Origin of the sequence: Algibacter agarivorans, from assembly GCF_039543245.1 — a bacterium.
Taxonomy (GTDB): Bacteria; Bacteroidota; Bacteroidia; order Flavobacteriales; family Flavobacteriaceae; genus Algibacter_G; species Algibacter_G agarivorans.
The window spans coordinates 163,666-181,048 of sequence record NZ_BAABJJ010000039.1 but is presented as its reverse complement, the minus strand read 5'-3'; the positions used below and the strand labels follow the sequence as shown (position 1 = coordinate 181,048).

Sequence of the window (17,383 nt, the reverse complement as noted above, 5' to 3'; positions counted from 1 at the left end):
AATGCACAATTATTACATCATGTACCTTATTTTCAATATGTTAAGATATTTGTTCCGATTTTGATCGGGACGCTGGATGCTAAAGGGGTAAAATCCGATAGCGAGCAGCTATGACTTAAGGTGGTTATAGCGACGGGGCTCACCTCTTACCATTCCGAACAGAGAAGTTAAGCCCGTTAGCGCCGATGGTACTGCATTTGTGGGAGAGTAGGTCGTCGCCTTTTTTAGAGAGTCTAATTACAATTGTAGTTAGACTCTTTTTTTTGTGATAAACTCTAGTGAAAGACCATTCTATTAGTTAGTTAAGTCTTAAACTGGATCAAGAACAATTGTTGTGTTTAAGCAAAAATTCTGGTTAATCTAAAAAGGAAGAATTCTACATTATTTACTTTGATTTTTTTAGAATTTACATAATCTTTACAAGATAATTTTAAAAAATATATCAAATCATGATTAATTTTATTAAAGATATTCATTTCCGAAAATACCATGTAGTAATTCTATTTATAGTATCTATTACAGTTAATGCCCAAGAAGTTGATTTTTCATTTTTTAATAAAGAATTACCATTAGAAAAGCGAGTAGAAATTCTCGTTTCTCAAATGACTATAGAAGAGAAAGTGAGTCAGTTAGTTAATGGGTCAGCAGCCATACCAAGGTTAAAAGTTTTAGATTATGATTGGTGGAATGAAGCTTTACATGGTATTGCTAGAAATGGGAAGGCTACCATATTTCCACAAGGTATTGCTATGGGGGCAACATTTGACCCTGCATTGGCGGAGCGTTTAGCATCTGCAATATCTACCGAAGCAAGAGCAAAGTTTACAATATCTCAAAGTATGGGAAACCGTAGTAAGTATGCGGGATTAACTTTTTGGACACCCAATGTCAATATTTTTAGAGATGCAAGATGGGGACGAGGACAAGAAACGTATGGAGAAGACCCGTATTTAATGTCAAAAATAGGAGTTGCTTTTGTAAATGGATTACAAGGACGCGATTCTACATACCTTAAAACTGCTGCATGTGCAAAACATTTTGCGGTGCATTCTGGGCCAGAAGAAATAAGACATAGTTTTAATGCCGAACCTAACAAACAAGATTTATATGAAACTTATTTTCCTGCATTTGAAGCTTTGGTTACTGAGTCTAAAGTTGAAGGTGTTATGGCTGCATATAATGCTGTTTATGGCGTTCCGTCTTGTGCTAGCCCTTTTTTGTTAGATGAGATTTTAAAAAACGAATGGAATTTTGATGGTTATATAACCTCAGATTGTGGGGCTGTGAGTGGGGTTTTTCAAAAACAAAAATTCACTAAAACACCTGTAGAAGCGGCAGCAGTTTCTTTAAATGCAGGAACAAATCTGAATTGTGGAAGCACCTATAAAAATCTTTTAAAGGCTTTAGAAGATGGATTGGTTACTAAACAGATGATACATGAAAGAACCAAGCAGTTGTTTAAAACGAGATTCAGGTTAGGTATGTTTGATGAAGACGTTGATCATCCTTACTTTAATATTAGTGGCGAAAAAATTCATTGTGATGAACATATAGCATTGGCTAGAGAAGCGGCACAGAAGTCAATTGTACTTCTAAAAAATAAAAATAATGTTTTACCTCTTTCAAAGGATATTAAAGTACCATATTTAACAGGTCCTTTTGCAAATTCTTCTGATATGCTTATGGGAAGCTATTATGGTGTAAGCTCTAGTTTAGTTACTATTTTAGAAGGGGTCACAGATGCTGTTTCCTTAGGGACATCATTAAATTACCGTAGTGGAGCACTACCATTTCATGACAATATAAATCCTAAAAACTGGGCACCAAATGTGGCTGCAGAATCTGATGTGACTATTTGTGTTGTTGGATTAACTGCTGATAGAGAAGGAGAAGAAGTTGATGCCATAGCTTCGTCTAGTGTAGGAGATAAAATCGATTTAAAATTACCGCAAAATCAAATCAATTATGTCAAAGAAATTATTGAAAAGAAAAAAGGACCATTAATTCTTGTTGTTGCCAGCGGTAGTCCTATTTCTTTAGAAGGAATTGAGGAACATTGTGATGCTGTTCTTCAAATATGGTATCCTGGAGAACAAGGTGGGCATGCTGTAGCAGATATTTTATTTGGAGATGTTTCTCCTTCCGGCCATTTACCAATTACCTTTCCTAAAAATGTTGAGCAATTACCTCCTTATGAAGATTATTCTATGAAAGGTCGTACTTATAAATATATGACCAAGGAGCCAATGTATCCATTTGGCTTTGGACTTACATATTCTAAAACTGAATTTAGTAATCTAAAATTAAGTTCAACAGTTTTAAAAAGAAATAAAAGCTTAAATCTTGATGTTAATATTTCAAATACGGGAAATTATGATATTGAGGATGTGGTTCAGCTGTATATCTGTCCAGAAAATGCTTCTGGAGGTATACCTTTAAAAAGTTTAAAAGCTTTTAAGCGTATTGCTTTAAAAAAAGGAGAGCAAAAAACTATAAATTTTTTAATCACTCCTGAAGAATTGAAAGTAATTAATGAAGAAGGAGAAAAGGAATGGAGAAAAGGGCGTTATAAAATTTTTGTAGGTAATGCTTCTCCAGGAGAATTGAGCGTGAAACTTGGATCAGCGGCCCCTCAAATAACTTCTATTCAGCTTAAATAATAGTAACTTTAACAAAATTAAATCATTTGTTTTGTAAATAGAATCAATCGAAAGGTAAAATATTTAAGCTATTGAATAATTTTGAATTAAATTCATGGAGACTATTAGTGTATCAAATTTTATGGCGCATAATTATTAAATAATTCATGCATATGAAAATAGATTTCTCTCTAACAATTTTAGTAAACCTTAGAGTTAAGAAAATAGTGTTTTAGCAAAGAATAAAAATTATCACAATGAGTTTAAAAAAATTATTACACACATTTTTAGTTTTATTGTTATGTCTTTTGCAAAATTATAATTATTCTCTTTTTGCTCAAGAAAAAGTGATAATGCCATTTAGTACACCAGAAACAGAAATACTAGTGGAACCACTTTTGTCTCAAATGACAATGGATGAAAAAATAGCTCAAATTACAGGAACTCGCATACGTGAGTTGATGTTGGATGGTAAAATTTCATTAGAAAAATGTAGAGAAGTTATACCTAATGGCATTGGTCACTTTTGTCAGTTTTCAACTGGTCAAGCATTACCCCCTGAAGATTTAAGAGACTTAGTAAGAGAAGTACAACACTTTTTAATGACAGAAACAAGAATGAAAATTCCTGCTATCTTTCATGAAGAAGCTATTACAGGATTTGCTACTTTAAGTGCAACAACATTTCCGCAACAAATTGGAATGGGATGTTCTTGGAATCCAGAATTAGTTAAAAATAACACCCAATCTACAAGGCAAAATATGAGGGCAGCTGGAGCAACTTTTGCGTTATCTCCAATGCTAGATTTGAGTAGAACAGCGCATTGGAACCGACATCAAGAGAGTTATGGAGAAGATGCCTATTTGACTTCTAGATTAGGAGTCGCCTTCGTAAACGGGTTACAAGGAGATGATTTAAAAACAGGAGTTGCAGCAACCGTAAAACATTTTGCTGGTTATGGAACTAAAAATAATGATACTAAAACCTTGTACGAAGAATATTTAATGCCTCATGAGGCATGTATTAAGATTGCTGGAGCAAAAAGTGTAATGCCATCCTATGGTGTTTATAAATCTTTGCCAATTTCTGTAAATCCAACAATGTTAGATAGGATGCTAAGAAGAGAATTAGAGTTTGATGGTTTAGTAGTCAGTGATTATGGAGCCATTCCCATGGTACATAAAAAATACAAACAGTCACCAGATATGATGACAGCTGGAGCTATGGCTATAAATGCGGGAGTAGATATTGAGCTGTCTTCTCCAACTACATTTCCATTTTTAGCCGAAGCTATAGATAAAGGATTGGTTACGGAAGAAATAATTAATATAGCTGTTAGAAGATCTTTAACTATGAAAGCTAGATTGGGCTTGTTGGATAAAGATCCGGTAATTGGAACCGATGGCGACTTAGATTTTGATCCACCTGCATTCAGGAAATTAGCTTATGAAGCAGCTTGTCAGTCCATTGTATTATTAAAAAATAATGGCATACTACCTTTAAAAAAAGAAATAAAAAAAATAGCTTTAGTTGGTCCCAATGCAGCTACAGTACAAGGGTTGTTGGGGGATTATACATATCAAGCAATGCGAGCCTTTTGGAAAGGAGAACAATTTGATCCTTTGAATCCTAAATTAATAAGTTTAAAAGAAGGTTTAGAAAATAGTTTAGGAACTTCCGTTGAACTCAAACATGAAAGAGGATGTGATTGGAGTGCTAGTTTAGAAGCTGTAATTGATAAAGATGGTTTTGGAGATAGTAGGTTAGGGAAGTTAAAACTATTGACTGTTCAAGGGCTTCCGCAACCAGATTTACAAAACGCGATTAAAATTTCTAACGAAAGTGATATTATTATTGCTGCTGTGGGGGAGAATATTTCTTTAAATGGAGAAGGTAGGAGCAGAAAAGGCATTGGGCTTCCTGGCGAACAAGAGGAATTTGTAGAAAAACTATTGGCTACTGGTAAACCCGTTATATTAATCATTTTTGGAGGACGACAACAAGTTATTGATAAATTAGAAGGCAGATGTGCCGCTATTATTAATGCTTGGTTTCCTGGCGAAGAAGGCGGGAATGCTATTGCTGATATTTTAACAGGAAAAGTTAATCCATCGGCTAAATTATGTGTGACTTATCCAAATACTCAAGATAGAGTTGAAGTAAACTATCAAAACGGATACAGTCTTTCTAATATGCCTTTATATCCTTTTGGATTTGGTTTATCTTATACAAATTATGAATATTCAGATTTTAAAATATCCTCTAAAACCAAAACTAATTCAGACAGGTTTACAGTTTCAATGACAGTAAAGAATACTGGGGAAATTGATGGGCAAGAAATAGTTCAATTATATGTTTCTCCTACTGAAAATAATTCGACTATGAAAGCTATTCAATTAAAAGGATTTCAACGAGTTGCATTAAAGTCAGGCGAAAAGAAAAAGGTTGTTTTTAAAATATCTCCTCAGCAATTAGTACAGTATAAAAATAATCAATGGATTGTTGAAAATGGTACTTATGAATTTAAAGTTGGGGCCTCAAGTACAGATATTCGTTTAAAAGGTCAGATTGAAATGCAGGGCGAAAACTTAATACTTGAAAAAGGTAGACAGATTTTTTTCTCTGAAAGTCAGGTTGAATAAGTTGAAATAATTATTCCTTTATAAATAATAAAACATGTATTACTTAAATACTTTGATAAAAATTTTATTAAGTAAATCTTATTGTTTAAAACTTGATAACTAGGATGTTTTATTAAAAATTAAACATAAGTGGCCTAAACCAAATCATACACTACGTTTCTTTATGTAAAATTAGGGTATAATTGTATTAATATTATTATAGTAGATTTTGCTTATTAGTATTAATATAAAACCATGATAAAAAATAATTTTAAACTTGAATTGCCCTTTTTGAAATTTTTTTCATTTCTGTTCTTGACTATTGTAATTTGTTTAAATGTAAATGCTCAATATGATGGAGGAAATGGGACTACAAGTAATCCTTTTGAAATATCCGAAACAACACATTTAGTTTACCTTTCACAAACATCATCAGATTGGAATAAACACTTTAAATTAACAAAAGACTTGGATATGAACGGAGTGTCATTTAGTCCAATAGGAAATGCTTCAACGGCGTTTAGTGGCAGTTTTTTTGGAGATTACCATACTATTTCAAATCTAACTATTACTGCACCAGTTGATAAATTAGATGGAACGGGAATGTTTGGAATTGCTAGTGGAAGTATATCTCATCTAGGGATTATTAATGTATTTGGTGATTACACGGGGGCAGCATACAGCAATTGGACACGTGTAGGTGTGTTTGTTGGTATATTGGAAGCTGGCGGTTCTGTGACTAAATGTTTTTCTAAAGGCGGTTCAATAACCGTTAGTGGAGGATGGGCCGGAGGTATTGTAGGTGTACTATTTACTTCTGGAGCGGCAAGAACAGTTGAAGATTGCTTTAGTAGTACAGCTATAAATGGAGGTTATGGCTGTGGAGGTATTGTTGGATTAAATAGAGGTCTACATAATATCAATCGAGTGGCATTCTACGGCACAGTAAATGGTGGGAGTGCTATCACGACTATTCAGAATGATCCTCTAGATGCTCAAAAAAATGGTATTCCAGCTACAAATGCATTTTATGCCTCTTCCTTAAGTTCAGATTCAGAAGCCACTGGATTATCTAATGCTGAATTATTAGTAGAGAATAAGTATACAACTTTTGATTTTGATAATATTTGGAAAATTGATAATACTTTAAACTATGCTATTTTAGATGCTACAATTTCAGAGCCTTCTTTCTTTGAAAAAATAAGAACTGAACGTGTGATTTCAGAAGATAGTGTTGCATGGGTAAATTTCGCGCCTGGGACTTCAGGGTACTGTGAAGAGTTTTGGTGCCACCCTACAGATGCTAATGTGATGTTTAGTGGTCCTGATATGCATGCTGCATTTGGGTCATGGGATGGTGGTCAATCTTGGAAAACCATTAACGATAGTGATGGCAATGGTTTTGAAATGCGTCGAGTTATTGATATACAATTTTCATTACTAGATCCAGATTATGGAATTGCTTTTGCAAATAATCAATCAGGTAGTAGTACTAGTGGTAAGATTTATGAGACTACAGACCGAGGTAGAACTTGGAGTATAGTTTCAACTATGGGTAAGTGTCATTCTAAATTAGCCATACACCCTACTAATGACGATATTTGGTTTTTAGGGGCTGGCGATTTTTGGAATGTAAAAGAAAACCACAGAAGTCAAGCAAATCCAAATGGTAAAATCATTAGCAGAGCAGAGTACGGACACGTATATAAAACAACTGATCGTGGCGCTTCATGGAAAAAAGTAGCTACTGGTATTTCTGCTAATTTAGATGTAGGGCGCATTATTTTTGACAGAAACAACCCCAATAATATGATTATGGCCACTGGTCATGGCATGTATAGAAGTACAGATTTAGGGGAGAATTGGAGCTCTAGTGCAACGGGATTACCTAATAATTTACCTAGAGATTTAACGTCGTATTATAATTCCAGTACCAATGAATTTATTCTTTATGCCATAGAACAAACAATATATACGCCTAACGGAACTACCATAAATAGTTCGGGAGGTATTTATAAAAGTATTGACGGAGGAGTAACTTGGCAAAGTATCACGGGTAATCTCGCACTTAATATGCAATCTATTACAGATTTTGGTCCTAGAGATAGTTATCATCGTACTGTTGCAAATTGGTTAGGAATATCTAAAGGTAATTCAGTATCTACATACCCAACGTATCCTACGTCAGTGCTACCAACATTCAATAGAATTGTTGTTAATCCAACCAATAAAAATGAGATTTATTTAGTACATAACAAAAGGCATACCTTTAGTTTTGGACCTGGTGATGTTTGGAAAACTGAAAATGGTGGAGCTATCTGGGTAGCATGTTCTAGGTCTGGAACCTATTGGATTGATGAAAAAGATAAGTCTTATTGGCAAAGCCGAAATAATCCTCTTGGAGCAAATATAGATTTTTCTCATTTGCAAAGATATATGGATGAAGGAAGAGAAACATCATCAGCTGCAAGAATGCTTGCTATTGATATTAATGGTAATGTTTATGCAGGAATAAATCAACAATTATTACGCTCTACTAATGGCGGAGATTCTTGGACTCAAGCAGATGATTTTGAAACTAATCCAGGAAGTAATAAATGGATAGGTAAAGGGAATACTAATCTTCCAGGTAGGTTTATGCTTTTAGAAACAGGAGTTCCAGATAGAAAATTATTAAGTAGCGGAGAACATGGTTTATGGCAAACAACAGATTTAGGTAGTCATCCAAATCCAGAAGCTGTAGCTATAGAACAAATAGAAGGACAAATTAATAATGGAGGTGCACATTCAATAGCAACAGTAGCGGTGCGTCCTGATAACCCAGATGTTTTATATACCCTTCAGTGGAGACAAGAACACCGTGGTAAAGTAAGACGATCTACAAATGGAGGTCAAACCTGGTCAAACATAGCTACTATTTTTGAAGGTAGTAATAATAGTTGGCAAGCAATAGCCTACCAAAATTCATTATTGATAGATCCTGTTACACCAGATAAAATGTATTTCTGTGCAACTAGAAAAGCTGTATCAGAAGTTGGTGGATCAGTGGATGAAAGTGTTTTAACAAAAGGTTCTTATGGTGTTTATAGATCTTCAAATGCTGGTTTTAATTGGACATTAAGTAATTCTGGGTTACCTTCTAATTGTAGTGTTAGAAGGTTAACTATGGATCCTAGTAACCCTAGTATCATTTATGCCTCTTTAAATCAATTTAGTAATAATGACCCTGGAGGTTTGTACAAATCAACAGACGGGGCTGTAAGTTGGACCCGAGTTAATATTCCTTCAGAAATTAAATCAGTAAATAATTTTTTTATTGATAGAAATACAAGTTTTATGTTTATTTCTGCTGGTGCACGTTCTGGCGTATTTAATGCTGGAGGGGTTTGGAAAAGTGAAAATAATGGATCGAGTTGGGATAGGATTTTTGAAGCACCTTACGTTTGGCAAACCGAAGTGTCCCCTGTTAATTCTAATATTATTACTGTATCAGCTCCTGCACAAGTACCTAATATGCTTGATAATTTTAAAAATCCTGGAGCATATTTATCTGTTGATGGTGGTCAATCTTGGAAAAAAATAAATAAAGGAATGGCGCATACAGACCGAATTGTTGATTTAAAACCAGACCCTATTGATGAAACCATAATTTGGTCTGCTACTTGGGGAAGTGGATGGTATAAAGCTAAAATTGATTTAGATTTATTAGGGATAGAAAAGACTGTTGGTTCTTCATTAAATCGAGTTAAAATATATCCGAATCCAGTAAATAAAGGAATTTTAAAAATAAGTAATATTGATAGCTTTAGTAAATATACTATATGGAATATTCAAGGTAAATCCTTAAAATCAGGAAGTATCAAAAAGGATATTGAAATTGATGTATCACAATTCAATACAGGAATTTATATAATAAAAATAGAGGCTGATAATAATACCAATGTTACAAGAAAATTTGTAGTTAATAAATAATAAATGAAGTCATGATAAGGATTTTATGTATACTATTTTTTCTTAATAGTGGATTGTACTCTTTTGCCCAAGTTAAAAAGGTTCAGCCGACTAAAAAACCAAATATTATTTTGCTGTATGCAGATGATATAAGTGCACGTGAGCTACCTGTTTACAGTTCAGATACTTGGAGTGCACTAACAGGCGAAGACACATCAAATCAAAAATATAGAGCTAAAACCCCTATTTTGGATCAGTTAGCAGAAGAAGGATGTTTTGTGGAAACTGCTTGGGCGGCTACAGTTTGCAGCCCTAGTAGAGCCATGATGATGACTGGAAGGTATGCTCATTTACACAAATGGTGGCATAATAAAGATAAAGGTAAAGCTCCTAACAAGAACGGAACATGGGATTTATATGATAGCTCACCACATACTATGGCGCATGTTGCTAAAGCAGGTGGTTATGCAACCTATTGGGCGGGTAAAACTCAAATGAATATTGAAGGATTTCAATTTGATGAAGGGTGTTTTACACCAGGAGAAGGTTCTTATAATAAAGCTATTCATACGACTGATTTTAGATTAGAAACAAGAAAAGCAGAGGGTGTAAAAAAAATATTAAATGCAGATACTAACAAACCAATAACACAAAAAAGTTATGTGCAATCCGGTTGGTATTGGAAACCACATGTGCAATTAATGAATCATCCTGACTCTAAAAAACATTTAGAATGGTGGCCAAATACTAAAGCATCAAAGAAAAAGTTTGGGTTGAATACCTTTGGTCCAGATGTGGAATTAGATTTTATTTTCGAATTTATGGAGCGAAAGCAAAAAGCAGACGAGTCATTTTTTGTATATCACACCAGTCATCTTGGGCATGATGCCTTTGACTTTTTACATCCAGATTCTGGAAATAAATGGCCAGGAACTCCAAAAATTAGTTGGGATGGTAAAAAATACACGCGTATAAAACCAAATGTTACAGGAGATAATGGGATTTACAATACCCATGGAACTATAACAGAAGATGGAATACATAACCACGTTAACTATTTAGATTACCAAGTTTGGAAGTACATGAATAAATTAAAAGAATTGGGCATTGATAACAATACCATCTTTATTTTTTGTGCAGATAATGGTACTAGTGGTTATGGGAAATCAAGTCCAATCTCCCAAAGAGGAACCCATGTACCTTTAATTATTTATGCTCCTGGATTAAAAATGACAAAAAAAGGCGCACAAGATGTACTTGTAAATATGTCTGATATGCTTCCTACTATTGCGGAAATAGTCGGTGTTAAAATTCCTGAAACCTATGAAATTAACGGCGAAAGTTTAATTCCTTTTTTGATAAGCGATAAAAAGAAACACCGAGAATGGATATATGCTTATCATAAAGAAACACAACTTATAAGAGGGGATTTGGTGTTAAAAGATGGTAATAATGTCTGGTATGATGTAAGTGAAAATCCCTCAGATTTGATTAGTTTTCCTGTGATAAAAGATTGGAGTACGGTATCTGAAGCTCACAGAAATGAACGCGATGAGTTATTAATGGTTACACCTCGTTATAATTTGCATAGTATTCAGCATGATGCTCCTAAAAATGGTATAGGAAAAATTGAACCATTGATAATTAAATAATTTAATTCTGCTATAATGAAATTATGTAACATCAAAGTATTAGTTTTTTTTCTGTTTGTTTTAGTAAGTAAATTGGTAATAGCGCAACAGCAGCCCAATATACTTTGGATTGTTACTGATGACCATCGTTATGATGCGGTTCGTGCATTTAATAAAATGCTCACAGGAAATGAAATGAGTGAATTGGGGTATTTAGAATCTCCAAATATTGATAGGTTAACTACCATGGGAACGACTTATATTAATACGTATTGTCAAGCTCAGGGGTGTGCACCATCACGTTCTTCTATGCATATGGGACGTTATCCATTTAGAAGTGGGATTTATGAATTTGAGTATTATAATAATAAGGCAGAACATCTTCAAGCTACCTTACCAGAGCAAATGGCAAAATTAGGTTATCAAACTTTAAGAGTTGGAAAATTGGGTGTTCGTATCAAAACTTTAAATCAAAATGGAAAACCTGTAGGGTATAATATATACCAAAATAATATTGATTTTAAAAAATTAGGAAGAGATGGCTATACTGCTTGGGGTAAAGATTGGTTTTATGAGCTAGATGGAAAAAAGTTTGATAAGGTTTTAAAGAATTTGGAATATTTTGTTACTGATAAAGGCGAGTTTAAATACACGTCTTTAGAACTTGAAAAATTGAGACCAGAATATTCAGGAATGGCTAAAAAAACCATGAAAGATTATGATATGTTTCGCCATTATAACAAAAAGAAGGGAAAGTATATTGATAAAGGGATGATACTCTCTGGTGTAAGTTCACGCGAGGCTGGAAAAACTCGTGATGGTTTTTATACCTCAGTTTTAAAAGATTATATGAACAATAAGGAAGTTACGTTTACTGTAGGTTCTCAAACCATCAATGGTATTGATGAGAGTAAGCCTCAGTTTTTTTATTTGGGTTATGATTTTCCACATACACCTGTTTTACCTCCTAAAGAGTATCGTGAGCGTTTTCAACAGTATACTTACAAAGTTCCAGAATTTGATGAGGAAGAATTGAATACCATGCCTGTGCAACTTAAGACGCAGCGCAGTTTTGGTTCATCTGACCATTTTACAGACGAAGAAAAACAAAAAATGGTTCAAGATTATTATGCATTTTGTGCTTATGGTGATAACTTAGTTGGTCAAGCTGTTGATGCTTTTATAGAGTATAATAAAGCAAAGAATAAGCCTTACCTAATAGTTTATGTAAATGGAGACCATGGTTGGAAATTAAATGACCATGGATCCGTATCTAAATTTACACCTTGGGATATAGATGCCCATAATCCAATTGTTATTGTTTCTTCAGATAAAGAAAAATTTCCTGAAGGAAAAGTGGTTAGAGATTTTACTGAATTTGTTGATATAGCCCCTACCATTTTTTCTGCAGCAGGCGCTAATTTAAAAGATGAACAATATGCTTATTTAGATGGTATGGATATGGCATTGGTGGCCTCAGGGAAAGCACCAAAAAGAGATTATGTTATTGGAGAAAGCCATGCTGTTACTGGGCCACGTGCCTTTATTAGAACTAAAGATTATGTGTTTTCTATGCAAACACGTCCTAATAAAACGCGTGGAATAAATATGGAATGGGCTTTAAATGCTTCCTATAAAGATTTAGATCCAGGTTTATATCATATGCCGTCAGACCCAAAAGAAATAAATAATTTAGCTTTTAACCAGAAGTATCAAGATGTGGCAAAAAAGATGAAAGAAAAACTTATAAATATTGTTCTAGGAGACAATCGTATTGAAGTAGGTTGGGGTAAAAATGCAGATGGAACAGAGATATATCGAAGTAATTTTGCTCCGGGTGCTCATGATTATAAATTAATTCTTGAATAGATTTAAGACTCAATTTTCAAAAAATAATAAGATCTTGTTCTAAATATTTTAATTGATATTTTTAACAGAATGATGTAAAATGTATTAAATTTAAGTTTGTTGAAAGTGATCTCTAAAAATCTTAGTCTTATTTAAAATTATAATCAAATGAAAAAAATAATTTTACTATTGGTTTGCCTTGGCCTAAGCATAATTTATGCTCAAAAAAAAAGTGTTTTATCCTTACCTGAAAATCAAGACCCAAAAGATAGGATTTGTTTTGCCTTGTATACAGTTCATGAGAAGGTTTTAAAACTCACAGCTCAGTTTTATCCTATTAAAAATTATGATCCTTTTACTGCGGAATTACAAATAAAAGAGGGTAATGATTGGAAAACTGTACAGGAATCCTGGATTCAGTATCCTGGCTATACAGCACATTTTAGAATTGAAGATTGGGATGACACACAGGAGAAGCAATACCGTGTTGCTTACCATAGCAAAGCATTTTATGATGGTATAATTAGAAAAAACCCCATGGAAAAGGATGAACTCGTTATGGCAGCATTCTCATGTTGGTCTTTATACGAAAACCATGGTGGTCAAATTTCAGCAAATGATATTGTAAGTAACCTAAAAAAGTTAAAGCCAGACGTTTTGTTTTTTGCTGGAGATCAGGTTTATGATCATAGTGAACATCTTAAATATTGGTTGAAATTTGGAGAGTCTTTTGGTGATATAATTAGAAATACACCAACCATTGCTATAACTGATGACCACGATGTTGGGCAAGGGAATATATGGGGAAATGGAGGAAAGAAAATTACAAGTAGAGATGGAGCAGAAGGAGGCTACTATATGCCCGTTTCTTATATTCAAGAAGTAGAACGGGCGCAAACTAGTCATTTGCCAGATCCGTATGATCCTACACCTATTGAACAAGGCATTGGTGTTTATTACACAGATTATAACTGGGGAGGTGTTAGTTTTGCTATTTTAGAAGATAGGAAGTTTAAATCAGGACCAAAACGTGTATTAGAAAAAAAGTATTATTCAGATACGCGTGAAATGGATGTTTTAGGCGCAACCATTTTGGGAAAACGCCAATTAGATTTTCTTGAAGATTGGACAACTGATTGGAAAGATGCCGAAATGAAAGCCGTTTTATCTCAAACCATTTTTACAAACCTAGCAACACACTCTCCTACAATTGATAGAAAACAAAATTATAGTACTGATTCTAATGGTTGGCCACAAGCAGGAAGAAACAAAGCATTAAGCGTAATACGTAAAAGTTTTTCGTGTATGATTGCAGGTGACCAACACTTGGGTTCAGTAGTTCATCATGGTGTAGAAGATTGGAATAATGCGGGGTTCTCCTTTGCTGTTCCTGCGGCGGCTAATTTCTGGATGCGTTGGTGGAACCCTGATGAACAAGGTAAAAACCATAAGCATGGTTCGCCCCAATATACAGGTGAGTATAAAGATGCTTTTCATAATAAAATTACGGTGCATGCAGTAGCAAATCCAACACATAAAGATAATAAGCCTAGAACTGACTTATTAAACGGTAGAGCTGCTGGTTATGGTATAATAAAGTTTAATAAACCAAAACGAGAAGTAACTTACGAGTGTTGGGCGCGTAATGTCGATATTTTTGCATCAGATAGTAAGCAGTATGATGGTTGGCCAATTACATTTTCACAAACAGATAACTTTATTATTAAAGATGGTTTTGAATTGCCAAAGTTGAAAATTTCAAAGCCTAATCAAGTCGTGACTGTAAGAAATGGGTACACCAAAGAAGTTGTAATTTCATTAAGAATTAATGGTTCAGAATATAAACCTAAAGTATTGCAAGAAGGTTTATATACAATTGATATTGGAGAAGGTTCCCAAATTAAACACATATATGACGTGGAAGCAAAAAAGAATAATAATAAAATCATCAAAGTATCTCTTTAATCTAATCTAACCAAAATTCAAAAAAAATAAGTCTTGAAAAATAAAGTTGTTATTTATAGTTTGTTGATTTTTTTATTAGGTAATGTGTTTCAATTGGCATCTCAATCTATTCGTACAGGACCACCTAAACCCCCAATGGGTAAAAGGTGGGTGTTAAATACTGACTTTTCAGATGAGTTTAATGGAACAGCATTAGATTCTAATAAATGGCTAGATCATCATCCAACTTGGATAGGAAGACCACCAGGGTTATTTATGTCTTCTCAAGTTTCAATAAAAGATGGTTTCTTACAAATCAAAGGGGAAAAGATGGAAAAGGACACCATTGTTCATGCCTATGGAAAGGACATTGTATTTAATATTAAAGGAGGTGCGGTAGTTTCCAAGAATACCGCCTTTCTGGGGTATTATGAGTGTAGAGTAAAGGCTGCCGCGACTACCATGTCAACAACATTTTGGTTTTCAGGAAAAGGAGGGGAAGGACCAAATAGTTGTGATAATTATAGCCAAGAGTGGGATATTCAGGAATGTATAGGGAGAGCAGGGGATTTTGAAGGCCGTTATTTTGCCAGTGGAATGCATTCAAATGCACATTATTGGTACACAGATTGTAGTGGCGAAAAATTTGATCACAGAGCAGCTCAAGTGAAATTTGAAGATGAAGATTTGGCATCAGAAGATTTTCATGTATATGGAGGTTGGTGGCGTGATAAAACATCGGCCAGTTATTATTATGATAATCGAGAGCCAAAACATCAAAAGTTTTATAATAAGGTGAGTGATAAACCTATGGATAAACCTATGTATATGCGATTGGTTTGTGAGACCTATCCATTCCCATGGATTTCACTCCCAACGGATGAAGAATTAGCTGACCCTGCTAAAAATACTGTGTATTATGATTGGGTTAGAGGCTATGAATTAGTTGACGCTAAAGAACCAACAGTTTTAAATCAAGGCGAAATTATTGATATTTATGATGAAAGCATCATTTTTGATAACGCAGATATAGAGTTATCAAATTCCAAAAGTCTAAAGTTACCTTTAAGCTATAAGGCTAATGAAGACAGAGAAATTCAATTTACATTATTAGACAAAAATGATAAAAAAGTTGCGGAACTAAAGTTTATTGCATTTGCTGGGTATGCCAATTTGAATGTGGAGTTCAATTTGGAAGAAAAGCTAGATTCTGGTACAAGTTATAAATTAGTTGGAATTATGAAACCAATAAATGACTTTAAAACTAGTATTATAGATACTAGCCATTTAATTATAAATCCATCCAATTAAAAATTGTAAATAAAAACGTAATTATAAAACAAAAGAGATGATTAAGCAAAAACTAATTTTACTAATAGTAATAACTACAGCTTCAATTACTTTTGGTCAAAAAAAGGAAGCACCAAAATCTTTTCCTTTTTCAATGCCTGAGCAAAAGCCAGATATGCCTTTGAGTGCAGCATTACAGCGGAATTATGACCAATATTATGGTACACACATCGGGAAACTCCAATTGCACCTGTTGGAATTCCAAGAGCTAAAGAAGCTAATGACACCATTCCTTCTGCAGATTGGGATTTATCAGATATTTTTTATGCCACTTCAAAAGATGGTTTTATTTGGGAAGAACAAGGTGTTGCCGTTCCAAGACCACCTAAACCTAATGTTGGGTGGCGTTCTGTAACTACTACAGATATTCTGGAATGGGAAGGTAAGTATTACTTGTATTACCAAGCATTTTCAGTAGCACCAGGTAAGAACGGAGGGGATAATTGTCCGGTAGCAGTTTCTTATGCAGATTCTCCTGATGGCCCATGGAAACCTTATAATAAAGAAGTGATACCAAATGGCCCTGAGGGCGCTTGGGATCAATTTTCAATTCATGACCCTTATCCGCTTGTTCATGATGGTAAAATTTATATTTACTATAAATCTGATTTTGGTAAATCAGAAACCACAAAATTAGTAAGGATGCATGGTCTTGCTATTGCTGATAATCCGTTAGGTCCTTTTGAAAAGCATCCTTTAAATCCTATTATGAATTCAGGGCATGAAACTACTTTATTCCCTTTTAAAGAAGGCGTAGCAGCTTTTGCAATACGAGATGGAAATGAAAGTAATACCATTCAATATGCCAAAGACTGGGTTAATTTTGAAATTGCTAGTACTACAGAGTTAATGCCTGATGCCGCAGGCCCTTTTGTCCCTGATGCCTTTACAAACACAAAAGATGGTCGTGGAATAACTTGGGGTATATCTCATTATACAGTTCCACACGGCGATTGGAAAAGAAATCATTCTGTGCTTTTACGTTTTGATTGTGATTTGAGTTTAGATATTCATGACGAAAAAATGAAAGGACATCACGTTATGCCAAAATATGAGGATTTATTTAAGCATGGTTTGAGTTCAAAACAAAAAGAGCGTATAGCAAAAGAAACGGAAAATATAAATAAGACTAAGAAATAGCTTCTATTTTTTATTCAAAGTGTTCTGTTAATAATTTTATTAATTCAACAGCACTAGTGAGTTGAGAAAAACTATAATATTAGTATCTTCAAAATCTATTTTTAAAGAGGGTAAAAGGTTATATAAAAAGAAGTAGGATTGTTTTATTTTATGCTTACAAAGAAAATAGCTAGGTAAGGGATAAAGAGATGATAGTCATGAGTTTACAAATGTAACAACTAAAGTAGCGAATTCTTTACTGAATATAACCATATAATTG

The 17,383-nt window shown here is 34.0% G+C and carries 9 protein-coding genes and 1 rRNA gene; all 10 read left to right on the top strand.

Annotated elements, in window-relative coordinates:
• Nucleotides 1-116 precede the first annotated feature (116 nt).
• The 10 genes from rrf to ABD935_RS14400 all read left to right on the top strand — a co-directional run bounded on the left by rrf (nucleotide 117) and on the right by ABD935_RS14400 (nucleotide 17,124).
• Nucleotides 117-224, top strand: a 5S ribosomal RNA gene (rrf, locus tag ABD935_RS14445).
• 225 nt (nucleotides 225-449) lie between these two features.
• Nucleotides 450-2,660: a glycoside hydrolase family 3 C-terminal domain-containing protein gene (locus ABD935_RS14440; RefSeq protein ID WP_345193170.1), complete on the top strand. Its 2,211-nt coding sequence runs from the start codon at nucleotides 450-452 to the stop codon at nucleotides 2,658-2,660.
• A gap of 236 nt (nucleotides 2,661-2,896) precedes the next feature.
• A complete protein-coding gene (locus ABD935_RS14435) occupies nucleotides 2,897-5,281 on the top strand; it encodes a glycoside hydrolase family 3 N-terminal domain-containing protein (protein ID WP_345193168.1) in 2,385 nt (794 codons plus the stop codon).
• A 234-nt stretch (nucleotides 5,282-5,515) separates the two neighbouring features.
• Nucleotides 5,516-9,232, top strand: coding sequence for a T9SS type A sorting domain-containing protein (locus tag ABD935_RS14430; protein WP_345193166.1), 3,717 nt, complete (start codon nucleotides 5,516-5,518; stop codon nucleotides 9,230-9,232).
• 110 nt (nucleotides 9,233-9,342) lie between these two features.
• Nucleotides 9,343-10,863 carry a sulfatase-like hydrolase/transferase gene (locus ABD935_RS14425; RefSeq protein WP_345193164.1) on the top strand — a complete coding sequence of 507 codons (1,521 nt, stop codon included), beginning with the start codon at nucleotides 9,343-9,345 and terminating at the stop codon, nucleotides 10,861-10,863.
• A 15-nt stretch (nucleotides 10,864-10,878) separates the two neighbouring features.
• The gene (locus ABD935_RS14420) at nucleotides 10,879-12,711 is read left to right on the top strand and encodes a sulfatase-like hydrolase/transferase (protein ID WP_345193162.1); all 1,833 of its coding nucleotides are present in this window, start codon (nucleotides 10,879-10,881) and stop codon (nucleotides 12,709-12,711) included.
• Between the two features lie 147 nt (nucleotides 12,712-12,858).
• A complete protein-coding gene (locus ABD935_RS14415) occupies nucleotides 12,859-14,655 on the top strand; it encodes an alkaline phosphatase D family protein (RefSeq protein WP_345193160.1) in 1,797 nt (598 codons plus the stop codon).
• A 33-nt stretch (nucleotides 14,656-14,688) separates the two neighbouring features.
• Complete coding sequence (locus ABD935_RS14410; protein WP_345193158.1) at nucleotides 14,689-15,945, top strand: family 16 glycosylhydrolase; 1,257 nt, start codon at nucleotides 14,689-14,691, stop codon at nucleotides 15,943-15,945.
• Nucleotides 15,946-15,982: 37 nt separating this feature from the next.
• The gene (locus ABD935_RS14405) at nucleotides 15,983-16,339 is read left to right on the top strand and encodes a hypothetical protein (RefSeq protein WP_345193156.1); all 357 of its coding nucleotides are present in this window, start codon (nucleotides 15,983-15,985) and stop codon (nucleotides 16,337-16,339) included.
• A complete protein-coding gene (locus ABD935_RS14400) occupies nucleotides 16,243-17,124 on the top strand; it encodes a family 43 glycosylhydrolase (protein ID WP_425550225.1) in 882 nt (293 codons plus the stop codon). Before ABD935_RS14405 ends, ABD935_RS14400 begins: the two co-directional genes overlap by 97 nt.
• Nucleotides 17,125-17,383 lie beyond the last annotated feature (259 nt).

What these genes read in the sequence shown, in the direction of transcription:
- ABD935_RS14435 (WP_345193168.1), top strand. Translation starts at nt 2,897, where the DNA reads ATGAGTTTAAAAAAATTATTACACACATTTTTAGTTTTATTGTTATGT.
- ABD935_RS14420 (WP_345193162.1), top strand. Translation starts at nt 10,879, where the DNA reads ATGAAATTATGTAACATCAAAGTATTAGTTTTTTTTCTGTTTGTTTTA.
- ABD935_RS14440 (WP_345193170.1), top strand. Translation starts at nt 450, where the DNA reads ATGATTAATTTTATTAAAGATATTCATTTCCGAAAATACCATGTAGTA.
- ABD935_RS14405 (WP_345193156.1), top strand. Translation starts at nt 15,983, where the DNA reads ATGATTAAGCAAAAACTAATTTTACTAATAGTAATAACTACAGCTTCA.
- ABD935_RS14430 (WP_345193166.1), top strand. Translation starts at nt 5,516, where the DNA reads ATGATAAAAAATAATTTTAAACTTGAATTGCCCTTTTTGAAATTTTTT.
- ABD935_RS14415 (WP_345193160.1), top strand. Translation starts at nt 12,859, where the DNA reads ATGAAAAAAATAATTTTACTATTGGTTTGCCTTGGCCTAAGCATAATT.